The following is a 12671-nucleotide window of genomic DNA, read 5'->3' on the forward strand; positions in this document are numbered from 1 at the left end:
GGCGGATGACCCAGCCGAGCACGACGCGCACGGCCTCCCCCGACGCCCGCGGGCGCAGCAGCGGGCATTCCTCGGCGGGGGCGGCCGGCGAGGCACGGGGCGAGCGCGGGGCCGGTGCGGCCGGCGAGGCGCGGCCTCATCGCAGGTCCTCCAGCGCGAGGCGCGGTTCGAGCGCTCGGCCCAGCGCGCGCAGGCCGCGCGACACCCGCGCGCGGGCGGTCTGCTCGGACACGCCGAGCGCGTCGGCGACCTCCGGGTACGGACGTTCCTCGACGACCCGCAGTCGCAGCGCCTCGCGCTGATCGTGCGAGAGCCGCTCGAGCTCGTGGCCGAGCACCGTGCGCAGCGTGTCCAGGCCGGCGAGCTCCTCGATCTCGCGCAGGTCGTCCTCACCCGCGGGCGGCAGCGTCGCGCCGAGCGCCTCCAGCGCGCGCCGCTCGACCGCGCCGCGACGGTGGTAGCGACCGATCTGCCGTCGCGCGATCGTGAACAGCCACGCGCGCTCCTCGGCCTCGCTCGTGCCCCGGAACGAGCGGCGTCCACGGAACGCCTGGGCGAACGTCTCGGCCGTCAGGTCGAGCGCGAGCTCGGCGTCCAGCGTGCGCCGGGCAATGAAGACCAGCACGTCCTGGACCTCCCGGTTGTAGAGCGCGGCGAACGCGTCGGCGTCCTTCATCGCCCTTAGGTGCCACGGCCCCGCGTTCTGTGACGACAGATTCCGATCCGCACGAGCAGGACGAGGAACGCGTAGGGCACCGCGGCCAGCATCACCCAGCTGACGCTGGACGGGTAGTACGCGATGTAGTCCATGCCCGACTCGGGGAGCCCGGGTGGACGGTCCCAGAAGTACTGCTCGTAGACGTTCGCGAACAGGACGGTGACGAACGGCGGGAGGAACACGCCGGCCCAGCCGAACACGGCCACGAACGCCGTGATCGCCGCCGTGCCGATGAGGAAGTAGGCCGTCTCGTCAGGGTCGACGCCGGAAGGCGTCTGCAGGTCGGCGAGCGTCAGGTACGCGCCGAGCGGCACCGAGCACGCGGCCGCCAGCAGCCAGTGGGTCGCTCGATGCATGGGAGCGACCGTAGTGGCGGTCAGTGCAGACGCTGTGCAGGTTCCGTGGAGATCGGCCGCAGGTAGGTGTTCTGGGTCGCCTTCTCGCGCTCGTAGACGGCGCGCGCGTCGCGGGTGGACTCGAGCGCCGCGACCTCGGAGACCGGCACGTCCCACCAGGCCTCGGAGGACGGCGCGGGGAGCGTCGGGTCGGTGTGGATCTGGACGACGGTGGTGACGTCGCTCGCCGCCGCCTCGCGCAGGGCGGCCTCGAACTCGTCGATCGTGTGGGTGTCGATCGCGCGGGCGCCCAGCGAGGCGGCGTTGGCGGCGAGGTCGACGGGCAACCGCTCGTCGGTGCCGCGGTAGCGGTAGGCGGTGCCGAAGCGCTGGGAGCCGACGGACTCGCTGAGCGCGCCGATCGACTGGTAGCCGTGGTTCTGCACCAGCACGATCGTGAGCTTGATGCGCTCGGCCACCGCGGTGACGATCTCCTGGGCCATCATCAGGTACGAGCCGTCGCCGACCAGGACGAACACCTCGCGGTCGGGCGCGGCGAGCTTGACGCCGAGGCCGCCGGCGATCTCGTAGCCCATCGTCGAGTAGCCGTACTCGACGTGGTAGCCCTTCGGGTCGCGCGTGCGCCAGAGCTTGTGCAGGTCGCCGGGCATCGAGCCGGCCGCGCACACGACGACGTCGCGCGGACCGCTCACCCGGTTGACGACGCCGATGACCTCGGCCTGGGAGGGCGGGTCGTGGCGCTCGGAGTACGCGCGCTCGACCACCGCATCCCAGTCGTTGGCGGGAGTCTCGAAACGCACCTCGAGCGCTTCGCTCAGCGCTTCCAGGCCGAGCCGCGCGTCGGCGACGAGCGGCAGTCCCGCGTGCTTGAACGCGTCCACGGTCGCGACGTTGAGGTTGATGAAGACCGCGTCGGCGGAGAAGAGCGAGCGCGAGGCGGTCGTGAAGTCGCTCCAGCGCGTGCCGACGCCGAGCACCACGTCCGCTTCGCGTGCGGCGGCGTTGGCCGCGGTCGTGCCGGTCGCGCCGATCGCGCCGAGCGCCTGCGGATGGTCGTAGGGGAGCGAGCCCTTGCCGGCCTGGGTCTCGCCGACGCCGATCCCGGTCGCCTCGGCCAGCTCGCGCAGCGCGTCCGTGGCCTCGCCGTAGATCGTGCCGCCGCCACTGACGATCAGCGGCCGCGCGGCCCCGCGCAGCAGCGACGCCGCGCGCTCCAGCACGTCCGGTTCCGGCAGCGGACGGCGCACGCGCCAGACACGCCGCTCCAGCAGCTCGTCCGGGAAGTCGAACGCCTCGGCCTGCACGTCCTGCGGCAGCGCCAGCGTGACCGCGCCGGTCTCGGCGGGATCGGTGAGCACGCGCATCGCCGCCATCAGCGCCGCCGGGAGCTGCTCCGGCCGCTCGATCCGCGTCCAGAACTTCGACACGGGCTTCAGCGTGTCGTTGACCGTCGCGGTGTACGTCGTCGGGTCCTCGAGCTCCTGCAGCAGCGTGCCGGACGCGCGGGTGGCGAACACGTCGCCGGGCAGCAGCAGGACGGGGAGGCGGTTGATGGTCGCCAGCGCCGCGCCCGTGACCATGTTGGTCGCGCCCGGCCCGATGCTCGACGTGCAGGCGAGCGTCGAGAGACGGTTCTTCTGGCGCGCGTAGCCGACCGCGGTGTGCACCATCGCCTGCTCGTTGCGGGCGTGGTAGAAGGGCAGCTCGGCCTGCGACTCGAGCAGCGCCTGGCCGACGCCCGCGACGTTGCCGTGCCCGAAGATGCCGAAGCAGCCGGCGATCAGCCGCTGCTCGACGCCGTCGCGCTCGCTGAATTGCACGGACAGGAACCGCACCAGCGCCTGCGCCACCGTCAGTCTCATGCCGTCCTCCTGGGCGCCGAGGTCATCGGCAGTCGCGGGTCCATCTCCTGGTCGGCCCAGCTGTCGCGAATCCACGCGTGGTCGGGATCGTCGACGAAGTTCCACTCGCGCACCGAGCCGGCCATCACGTTCAGGTAGTAGAGGTCGTAGCCGGGCGCGGCCATCGACGGGCCGTGGTAGCCGCGCGGCAGGTCGATCCGGTCGCCGCTGCGCACCTCCGCGAGCAGTTCCATCCCGTCGTAGACGCGCTGGTAGGCGAAGCCGCCGCCCGTGATCTCGAAGTAGTAGATCTCCTCGAGCTCGTCGTGGCGGTGCGGGGGATACGAGCTCCAGTTGCCGTTGGGCGTGAGCACCTCGACGGCGATCAGCTTGTCGCACTCGAAGGCCTCGACGGAGGCGAAGTTGTTGACCTGGCGGGAGGCGTTGCCGGCGCCGCGCAGCTCGACGGGCACGTCCTCGGCCGGGCCGTAACGCGCCGGGAAGCGCCGCGTGGCGGCCGCGGACGGGAGCGCGAACCGTCCCGATCCCTCGATCTCCACGTGCGATCCGATCGGCGCGTAGACGAAGTCCGTCACGGCGCTGAACACGCTCTCGCGCCCGTGCAGCTCGAAGTCCTCGCCGTCGATCGTCACGCGACACGACCCGGCGAGCGGCAGCACGATCACCTCGTCCCCGCCGGTGTCGAACGCGTCGTGGTCCTTCACGATCCGGAGCCGGGTGACCTCAAGCATTGATCTTCGCCTCGACTTCGTCGCTGGTGGGCATGGCGTCGGCGCACGCGAGTCGTCCCGCGACGATCGCGCCCGCCGCATTGGCGAAGCGGATCATCCGCTCCAGGTCCCAGTGCGACAGCAGGCCGTGGCAGAGCGCACCGCCGAACGCGTCGCCGGCGCCGAGCCCGTTGACGACCTCGACGGGCGCGGGCGGCACGTCGACGGTCTCGGCGCCACGCTGCGCGAACGTGCCCCGCGGGCCGCGCTTGTGGACGGCGAGCTCCACCTCGACCTCGCCGGCGGTCTCCCACTCGTCCTCGTTGCCGACCGCGACGTCCGCGAACCGCAGCGCCTCGCGCACCCACTTGCGGCCCTCCTCGCGTGAGGACCAGAACATCGGGCGCCAGTCCAGGTCCAGCACCGTGATGCCCCGCGCGGCCTCCAGCGCGGCGAGCGTGGCGGAGCGCGACGGCTCCTGCGAGAGCCCGGTGACGGTGGCCCAGAAGACCTTCGCCTCGCCGATCGCGTCGAGGTCCAGCTCCTCGGTGTTGATCTCCAGGTCCGGCGCCTTCGGGAAGCGGTAGAAGTACAGCGGGAAGTGGTCGGGCGGAAAGATCTCGCAGAACGCCAGCGGCGTGGGGAGCCCGTCGACGGGCGTGACCCACCGGTCGTCGACGTCGAAGCCCTGGAGCGCGTCGTGGAGGAACTCGCCGAACGGATCGCGACCCGTGCGGGTGATGGTGGCCACGCGCCGCCCGTACCGCGCCGCGGCGACCGCGACGTTGGTCGACGAGCCGCCCAGGAACTTCCCGAACGACTCCACCTCGCGCAGCGAGACGCCGACCTGCTGCGGGTAGACGTCCACGCTGATCCGGCCCATCGTGATCACGTCGAAGCCCACGTTCACAGCCGCATCGGCCGCCCTTCGCGCAGCGACTGCCAGGCCGCGAGCCCGATGACGAGCGGCGCCCGGGCATCCACCACACCCACCACGGGCGGCGTGCCGGTCGCGATCGCGGCGACGAACGCCTGCCACTCACCGAGGTAGCTCGGGACGTAGCGCTCGAGGAAGAAGTACGGCAGCGTCGCCGCGCGCACGCCGGCCGCGGTGCGCACGATCGTCGAATGCGCGAGCGGGTTCTCCGACGCGGCCATCCCCGCCGAGCCGAACACCTCCACGCGCTGGTCGTAGCCGTACACGGCCTGGCGGGAGTTGTCGATCGTCGTGAAGGCGCCGTTCGCGTGCTCGAGCAGGATCACGGCCGTGTCGACGTCGCCGGCCTCGCCGAACCCCGGGTCCACCCGCACGGAGCCGCGCGCGTACACCTCGACGACCTCGCTCTGGGCGACGAAGCGCGCCATGTCGAAGTCGTGGATCGTCATGTCGAGGAAGATCCCGCCCGACGTGCGCACGTAGTCGAGCGGCGGCGGCGCGGGGTCACGCGAGGTGATGCGGACGATCTGCACCTCGCCGATCTCACCGTCGGCGACCGCCTTCGCCACCGCCGCGTGCGCGGGATCGAAGCGGCGGTTGAAGCCGATCTGGAACGGCACGCCCGCGCGCTCGACCGCCGCCAGCGCGCGGTCCACCTCCGCGAGATCGAGCGACACCGGCTTCTCGCAGAAGATCGCCTTGCCCGCTTCGGCGGCCGCGACGATCAGGTCGGCGTGCGTGTCCGTGGACGTGCAGATCGCGACGGCGTCCACGTCGGGCGCGGCGAGCAGCGCCTCGATCGAGGTCGCGGCCGGCACCCGCAGCCGCGCGCCGACCGCGGCTGCGGCCGGCGCGTAGGTGTCGACGACGCGCGTGACCTCCGCGCCCGGCACCTGCCGCGCGAGCAGGTCCGCGTGCATGGAGCCGATCCGCCCGACGCCGATGACGCCGATCCGCACGGTCTTGGTCGCCGTCGCGCTCATCCCACGTCCTCCCAGTGTCCGGACTCGGCGGAGCGCAGGAGCGCGTCCTGCACCCGCACCCACTGCACCGCCTGCTCGAAGCCGGGCACGAACGGCCGCTCCTCGGCGACCGCGCGGCAGAACTCGAAGTCCTCGATCACGACCAGGTCTTCGAAGCCGATCCCGTTCGCGGACCCCGGCACGAAGTGCCCGTGGTAGGGAAAGCGGTCGCCGCCGAAGACGGTCCGGTAGCCCGTGTGCAGCTCGTCCTCGACGAGGTAGAGCTGCAGCTCGTTGAGCTTCTCCAGGTTCCACCCCAAGGCGCCCTTGGTGCCGTAGACCTCGAACGCCATCTGCGACTCGGGGCCGACGATCGAGCGGCTCGCCTCGAACGTCCCGCGCACGCCGCTCGCGAACTCGCACAGCATCCCGGCGTAGTCCTCGTTGGTGACGGCGCCCTTCGGGTCGTCGGGCGTGCCGCGCCCGTAGTGCGAGCCGGCGGCGGCGGGAAGCGGGCGCTCGCGGATGAACGTCTCCGTCGTGCCGACGACGCGGGTGATCGGCCCGAGCAGCATGTGCGCGAGGTCGACCGAATGGCTCATCAGGTCGGTCGTCACGCCGTGGCCGGCCTGGTCCACGAGGAAGCGCCAGGAGAGCACGCCGAGCGGGTCGCTCCCGTACATCGAGAAGAAGCGCCCGCGGTAGTTCGTGATCTCGCCGAGCACGCCGTCCGCGATCAGCTGCCGCGCGTACTGCACGAGCGGCGCCCAGCGGTAGTTGTACCCGACGCCGGAGATCACCCCGCGCGCCGCTGCCTCGGCCTGGATCGTCTGCGCGGGCGTGCCGCCGACGGGCTTCTCGCAGAACACGTGCTTGCCCGCCGCGGCCGCTGCCTCGACCAGCTCCACGTGCAGCATGTTCGGGGCGGCGACCCAGACCGCGTCGATGTCGGGCGCGTCGATCACCGCGCGCCAGTCCTCGGTCGCGCGCTTGAAGCCGAACGAGCGCACGGCGTCGTCGCGACGCTCGGGCAGCGGGTCGGCGCAGACCACGAGCCGGGTGTCGAACGGGCGCTCGGCGAACAGCGTCGGGATCCGCAGCAGCGACCGGCTGTGCGCCTGGCCGAGCCAGCCGAACCCGATCACGCCGACCCCGATCATCCGCGCCGCAGCTCGTGCTCGAGCGCCTCCAACTCGGCGCCGCCGGACATCTGCTTGACGAGCTCGTCGCGCGTGATGTCTCCCTTGTTCCAGGACCCCATCAGGCGCCCGCGGTTGAGGATCACGAAGCGATCACCGACCGGGTACGCGTGGTGGGGGTTGTGGGTGATGAAGATGACGCCGAGCCCGCGGTCCCGTGCCTGGGCGATGTAGCGCAGCACGACGCCCGACTGCTTGACGCCGAGCGCGCTCGTCGGCTCGTCGAGGATCAGCACCTTCGCCCCGAAGTACACGGCGCGCGCGATCGCCACCGCCTGGCGCTCGCCGCCGCTGAGCGTGCCGACCGGCTGGTCCGGGTCGCGCACGTCGATGCCCATCTTGCGCAGCTCGGAGACCATCGTCTCCTGCGCGAACTTCACGTCCATGCGCTTGAACGGCCCGGCGCCCTTCGTCGGCTCCGACCCGAGGAAGAAGTTGCGCCAGATCGACATCAGCGGCACGGTCGCGAGGTCCTGGAAGACCGTCGCGATCCCGCGCTCCTTCGCGTCCCGCGGGTTGGCGAAGTGCGTGCTCTCGCCCTCCACGAGCAACTCGCCCTCGTCGTGGCGGTGCACGCCGCTGAGGATCTTGATGAACGTGGACTTGCCCGCGCCGTTGTCGCCGAGCACGCACGCGACCTCACCCGCGCCGACGGACACCGAGACGTCCTTGAGGGCGACGACGTTGCCGAAGTACTTGGAGACCTCGCGGACCTCGAGCAGCGTGGCGCTCATCGTGCACCCTCCGCGCGCTTGCGGATGTAGTTGTTGACCAGGACCGCGACGAGCAGGATCACGCCGAGGAACAGGAAGCGCCAGTCGGTGTTCCAGCCGCTGAACTGGATGCCGATGAACGCCATGCCGATGATCGTCGCGCCGAGCGCCGCGCCGACCGCGGAGCCGAAGCCGCCCGTCAGCACGCAGCCGCCGACGACCGCGGCGATGATGTACTGGAACTCCTCGCCGACGCCCTGGCCGGCCTGCGTGCTCGCCAGCCGCAGCGCGACCATGATCCCGGTCAGCGCGCACACGAAGCTCGTCGCCATGAACAGCCCGACCTTCACCCGGGCGACCGGCACGCCGACGTTGCGCGCGGCGTTCGCGTCACCGCCGACGCCGTAGATCCAGTTGCCCATGCGGGTGCGCGTGAGCACCCACGTCGCGAGGATCGTGATCGCGATCCACCACAGCACCGTGATCCGGAAGTCGTGGCTGCCGAACGAGCCGCCGAAGATCGAGTTCGCGGACGAATAGCCCGCCGCGAGGTCGATCCCGCCGACCGTCACCTGGTCCGTGATCACCTTGGTCACGCCCAGGTTGAGGCCCTGCAGGATGAAGAACGTCGCGAGCGTGACGATGAAGCTCGGCAGCTTGGTCTTCATGACCATGTAGCCGTTGAGGAAGCCGATCCCGGTCGCGCCGATCAGCGTCAGCACGATCGCGAACCAGATGTTCATGCCGACCTCGGTGGCGAGCACGCCCATCGTCAGCCCGGCGGTGCCCGTCATCACGCCGGCGCTCAGGTCGAACTCGCCGCCGATCATCAGCAGCGCGACCATCACGGCCGGGATGCCGATCGTGCTCGCCACGTCCGTCCAGTTCGCGATGCCGTCGAGCTGGAGGAAGAGACTGCTCTGCGTCCAGAAGAAGATCGCGACGACGATCGCGGCCAGCAGCGCGCCGATCTCCGGCCGCCGCAGGACGCGCGACGCGAGGCTGATGTTCGCCAGCCGCTCGTCGGCGACCGGCACCGGTGGGGGAGGTGCGGTCGCCGGCGTCATCGGCTTCGTCACCGGGTGCCCTCGCCCGCCAGCTTCTCGACCGTGTCGACGTTGCTCTGGTCGACGAAGCCGGGGCCCGTGAGCACGGGCTGGCCGCCGCCGACCGTGTTGGCGTTGGTCTTGTAGAGCTTGAGGAAGACGATCGGCAGGTAGCCCTGCAGGTACTGCTGCTGGTCGACCGCGAACTGGATCGAGCCGTCCTTGATGCGCTTGGTGACGTCCGGGTTCAGGTCGAACGTGGCGAGCTTGGCTTCGCTGCTGGCGCCCTTGACGGCGGTCGCGGCCGCGTTGGCGATGTCCGGGTTGAGCGCGATCACCGCGTCGAAGGACTTGTCGGCCTGCAGCTTGGACTTGATCTCGGTCTGGGTGGTCGCGACGTCCGCCGTGCCCTTGACCTGCAGGTTGGTGACCTCGCCGCCGAAGCCCTGCTTGACGCCGTCACAGCGCTGGTTGAGGCCGACGTTGCCCTGCTCGTGGATGATGCACAGGACCTTCTTCGCGCCCTGGTCCTTGAAGCGCGCGCCCGCGGCCTGACCGGCGATCGCCTCGTCCTGGCCGACGTGCGTGATCGCGCCGAGCGCCTTGAACTGGTCCGCGCCCGAGTTGAGCGTGATGATCGGGATGCCGGCGTCCGTCGCCTTGGCCAGGGCGCCCTTGATCGCGTCCGCGTTCGGGACGGAGACCGCGAGGCCGTCGACCTTCTGCGAGATGGCGGCGTCGATCAGCTGCGCCTCCTTCTCCGGGTCGTTGTTGGACGGGCTCCAGACGAGCTTGACGCCCTCGTCCTTGGCCGCCTGCTCGGCGCCCTTCTTGACGACGGACCAGAACGAGCCCTCGTCGGAGTGGGTGACCATCGCGATCGTGAGATCACTGCCCTGGGTGAGCTGGACGTCGTCACCACCACCGTCGTCGTTGGAGGCGTTGTCGTCGCTGGAGTTGCCACACGCCGCGAACGTCAGGGCCACGGCGAGGATCATCAGGCGCTTCATCGGTTGATCGCCTCCTCCGGAGCCAGGGTGGAAAGGAACTCGAGGCTCTGCTGCACGTCGAGCGTGGGACCGCCGCCGACCGGGGGCTCCGACCCGGTGATGGCGAGGTCCTGCTCGAGCACGAGCCAGCGGCTGTAGCCCGAGCGGCGGAGTGCGTCGACGACCTCGTCGATGCGTGCGTCTCCGCTTCCCAGCGGTTGGAACAGGCCGTGCTGGACGGCCTCCATCAGGGTGAGCTCGTGCGTGTTGAAGCGGTGCGCCACGGCCGTGTCGACGTCCTTGAAGTGGACGTGGCCGATGCGGTCGGCGTGGTCGGTGGCGAAGGCCACGGAGTCGGTGCCGCCGAGCAGCAGATGACCCGTGTCCAGGCACCACGGGACGGTCGTGTGGGCGAGGGCGAGGTCGACGTCCTGCTTGGTCTCGAGGAGCGTGCCGGCGTGGGGGTGCAGGACGAGCTCGACGCCCTCGTGGCGGGCGATCGTCGCGAGCTCGTGCAGGTGGCTGCCGGCGTGCTTCCAGCCGTCCGCGTCGAGCGGGCGCGGGGTGGACCACCGCTGGTCCTGGACGGTCGCGGCGACGAACAGCTCGCCGCCGGCCTGCGCGAGCTGGGCGGCGGCCTGCTTGGCGTATTCCAGGTCCTGCTGGGGCTCGTGCACCACGACGGGGACGAAGCCGCCGACGAGCTGGAGGCCGTGGCGGTCGAGGACTTGGCGGGCCTGCGCGCCGTCGGTGGGCAGCCAGCCCAGCGGACCGAGCTCGGTCGCCGTGATGCCGAGGCTGGTCATCTCCGCGAACACGCGGTCCGGTGGCAGCTGCAGTCCCCAGCCGGGCACCTCGCACACGCCCCACGAGATGGGGCCTGCGGCCAGTCGCCCGGGCAGCCCCGAGTCGATCTGTCTCTCCACGCTTCAGCTCCTCCCTCAGCGCCCTGTTAGAGCGCTCTAATTTCGCAGCGTAAACGTTGGAGCGCTCCAACGCAACCTGGAATACTCGGCCGCGATGACTCGCGGTTCGTACGTGACCATGGATGACGTCGCGCGGGAGGCGGGCGTCTCGCGCGCGCTCGTGTCCTTGGTGATGCGCGGCAGCGCGAAGGTGAGCGACGAGCGGCGCGCGCGGGTGCGCGACGCGGCCGTGCGGCTCGGCTACCGGCCCAACGCGATCGCGCGCAACCTGGCTTCACGCCGCACCCACACGGTCGGGATCCTCCTGAACGACCTGCACAACCCGTTCTTCGCGGAGATCGCCGAGGGGATCGAGGAGCAGGCGTCGGAGGTCGGCTACCGGCTGCTGTTCATCACCGGCGGCCGGCGCAAGCAGCGCGAGCGGTCGATGCTCGAGGCGCTCCTCGAGTACCGCACCGACGGGCTCATCCTCGTGTCGCCGCACCTGCCGGGGCCGCAGATCGCGGCGGCGGTGGGTCCGTTGCCCTGCGTGGTCACGGGCCGGCGCGTGCGGGCCGCGACGTTGGACTGCGTGCTGACCGACGAGTCCGTCGGCGCGCACCTGGCGGTCGAGCACCTGGTCGAGCTCGGGCATTCCCGGATCGTCCACGTGGACGGCGGCGACGGCGCGGGCGCCGCACCCCGCCGTGCGGGCTACCTGCGCGCGATGGACGACGCGGGCCTGGGCCGTGCGGCGTCGGTCGTCGCGGGGGAGTTCACCGAAGGCGCGGGCGCGGAGGCCGCCGCGCGGCTGCTGCGACGCAAGGCGTTGCCGACGGCCGTGATCGCCGCCAACGACCTCGTCGCGGTCGGCCTGATCGACTGCCTGGAGCAGGCCGGCCTCCGCGTGCCGGACGACGTCTCCGTGATCGGCTACGACAACACGTTCGTCGCCGGCCTCGCGCACGTGCAGCTGACGACGATCAACCAGCCCCGCCGCGAGATGGGCATGGAAGCGTTCGAGCTCCTCCTGCAGCGCGCGGAGGGGAGAGCCGACCGCGTGACCCGCGTGCACGAGCCGACACTCGTGGTGCGCTCGACGACCGCGCCGCCGCCGTGAACGCGCGCCACGTCGTCGCCGCCCGCCTGGTGGGTGGCCGCCGCGCCGTCGCGCGCGTCGTCGGCGCAAGCCGCGGGCGTGGCCGCCGCGCCGCTGGCCCGCTCCTCGTCGCCTCCCTGTTCGCGGCCGGCTGCGGCGGCGACGCGCCCTCGCCGCTGCGGGTCACCGTGCACTCGGGCGGGTTGGCCGACGAGCGCGCCACCGCGGTGGCGACCGGCGACGGGCGTGTGCTCACGGTCGCGCATGCGGTCGAGGGCGCGCGGTCGGTGCGCGTCGACGGACGTGCCGCGCGGGTCGTGCGCGTCGACCGCCGGCGCGACGTGGCCGAGCTCGCCGTGCCGGGCCTCGCCGCCGGCGCGGCGCGGTTCGCGCGTGGTGGCGACACCGTGGAGGTCCACCTGCTGCGCGGGACGGTCTCCGCGCGGGTGCTGCGGCGTGTCACGGCGCGGCTCGACGGCGCGAGCCGGCCCGCGCTCGAGCTCGCCACGCGCGTGCAGCCCGGCGACTCCGGCGCGCCGGTCACCGACCAGGACGGCCGGCTCGTCGGGCTCGTGTTCGCTCGCGGCGACGACAGCACCTGGGTCGCCGCGCTCACGGGGTAGCCGACAAAGTTCAGGGTGGTGCCCCGATTGCCGGGGTCGCGGCGGGCCGGGACCATCGTCCCGACATGACCGGCATCGCGTTCACCCCGTTCGAGACCCGCGTCGGCACGATCGTGCGACTCGCTCGGCAGGCCGACGCGCTCGGCCTCGATCGCGTCCAGGTCGCCGAGACGCCCACGTACAACGCGCTGCTCGTGCTCGCCGAGATCGCCGCCTGGACCGCGTCGATCGAGGTCGGCACGCTCACCGCGCAGGCCGGTGTCGCGCCGGCGGCCACCGCGCTCCAGCGCGCCTCGCGCGGGCGCCTCGTGCTCGGCGTCGGCCCGTCGATCGGCACGCTGTCCACGCTCCGCGCCCGCCTCGACGGCCACGTCCCGCTCGCGCTCGCCGCCCACGCGCCCGAGGCGATCCGCATCGCCGGCGGCCTGGCCGACGAGTGGGCCCCGACGCCCTGGCCGCGCTCCCGCCTGGCCGAGGGGCGCGCCCTGCTGCGCGGCGGACGTCGCCCGGTCGCCCCGCCGGCGGCGCCGCGCCCGATCCTGCCGCCGCCAC

At 71.9% G+C, this 12671-nt stretch carries 14 protein-coding genes; 3 read left to right on the forward strand and 11 right to left on the reverse strand.

The window, feature by feature from the left end; all coding sequences use genetic code 11:
- Positions 1-136 precede the first annotated feature (136 nt).
- The 11 genes from OJ997_RS35005 to OJ997_RS35055 are packed head-to-tail and all read right to left on the reverse strand — an operon-like array spanning position 137 to position 10418.
- Positions 137-676: an RNA polymerase sigma factor gene (locus tag OJ997_RS35005; RefSeq protein WP_270030085.1), complete on the reverse strand. Its 540-nt coding sequence runs from the start codon at positions 674-676 to the stop codon at positions 137-139.
- 5 nt (positions 677-681) lie between these two features.
- Entirely contained in the window at positions 682-1074 is a 393-nt protein-coding gene (locus OJ997_RS35010) for a hypothetical protein (protein WP_270030086.1), read from the reverse strand.
- 20 nt (positions 1075-1094) lie between these two features.
- Positions 1095-2936: a 3D-(3,5/4)-trihydroxycyclohexane-1,2-dione acylhydrolase (decyclizing) gene (gene iolD, locus OJ997_RS35015; protein ID WP_270030087.1), complete on the reverse strand. Its 1842-nt coding sequence runs from the start codon at positions 2934-2936 to the stop codon at positions 1095-1097.
- On the reverse strand, positions 2933-3667 hold the full coding sequence (iolB, locus tag OJ997_RS35020; RefSeq protein WP_270030089.1) for a 5-deoxy-glucuronate isomerase: 735 nt from the start codon (positions 3665-3667) through the stop codon (positions 2933-2935). Before iolB ends, iolD begins: the two co-directional genes overlap by 4 nt.
- Positions 3660-4529 (reverse strand): 5-dehydro-2-deoxygluconokinase, encoded by an 870-nt coding sequence (gene iolC, locus OJ997_RS35025; RefSeq protein ID WP_372517971.1) that lies wholly within the window; start codon positions 4527-4529, stop codon positions 3660-3662. The genes iolB and iolC overlap by 8 nt, the downstream gene beginning before the upstream one ends.
- A 23-nt stretch (positions 4530-4552) precedes the next feature.
- A complete protein-coding gene (iolG, locus tag OJ997_RS35030; protein WP_270030091.1) occupies positions 4553-5566 on the reverse strand; it encodes an inositol 2-dehydrogenase in 1014 nt (337 codons plus the stop codon).
- Complete coding sequence (locus OJ997_RS35035; protein ID WP_270030092.1) at positions 5563-6705, reverse strand: Gfo/Idh/MocA family protein; 1143 nt, start codon at positions 6703-6705, stop codon at positions 5563-5565. Before OJ997_RS35035 ends, iolG begins: the two co-directional genes overlap by 4 nt.
- Complete coding sequence (locus OJ997_RS35040; protein WP_270030093.1) at positions 6702-7478, reverse strand: ATP-binding cassette domain-containing protein; 777 nt, start codon at positions 7476-7478, stop codon at positions 6702-6704. Before OJ997_RS35040 ends, OJ997_RS35035 begins: the two co-directional genes overlap by 4 nt.
- The gene (locus tag OJ997_RS35045; RefSeq protein WP_272600645.1) at positions 7475-8524 is read right to left on the reverse strand and encodes an ABC transporter permease; all 1050 of its coding nucleotides are present in this window, start codon (positions 8522-8524) and stop codon (positions 7475-7477) included. Before OJ997_RS35045 ends, OJ997_RS35040 begins: the two co-directional genes overlap by 4 nt.
- Before the next feature lie 8 nt (positions 8525-8532).
- Positions 8533-9513, reverse strand: a complete 981-nt coding sequence (locus OJ997_RS35050) for a sugar ABC transporter substrate-binding protein (protein WP_270030095.1) — start codon at positions 9511-9513, stop codon at positions 8533-8535.
- The gene (locus OJ997_RS35055) at positions 9510-10418 is read right to left on the reverse strand and encodes a TIM barrel protein (protein WP_270030096.1); all 909 of its coding nucleotides are present in this window, start codon (positions 10416-10418) and stop codon (positions 9510-9512) included. The genes OJ997_RS35050 and OJ997_RS35055 overlap by 4 nt, the downstream gene beginning before the upstream one ends.
- A 118-nt stretch (positions 10419-10536) precedes the next feature.
- Here OJ997_RS35055 and OJ997_RS35060 point away from each other — a divergent pair, with 118 nt between their 5' ends.
- The 3 genes from OJ997_RS35060 to OJ997_RS35070 all read left to right on the forward strand — a co-directional run.
- Positions 10537-11517, forward strand: a complete 981-nt coding sequence (locus OJ997_RS35060) for a LacI family DNA-binding transcriptional regulator (protein WP_270030097.1) — start codon at positions 10537-10539, stop codon at positions 11515-11517.
- On the forward strand, positions 11514-12119 hold the full coding sequence (locus tag OJ997_RS35065; RefSeq protein WP_270030098.1) for a trypsin-like peptidase domain-containing protein: 606 nt from the start codon (positions 11514-11516) through the stop codon (positions 12117-12119). The genes OJ997_RS35060 and OJ997_RS35065 overlap by 4 nt, the downstream gene beginning before the upstream one ends.
- Positions 12120-12184: 65 nt before the next feature.
- The coding region (locus OJ997_RS35070; RefSeq protein ID WP_270030099.1) for an LLM class flavin-dependent oxidoreductase at positions 12185-12671 on the forward strand (487 nt) is incomplete at its 3' end.

The sequence above is a fragment of the Solirubrobacter phytolaccae genome, from assembly GCF_027587195.1.
Taxonomy (GTDB): Bacteria; Actinomycetota; Thermoleophilia; order Solirubrobacterales; family Solirubrobacteraceae; genus Solirubrobacter; species Solirubrobacter phytolaccae.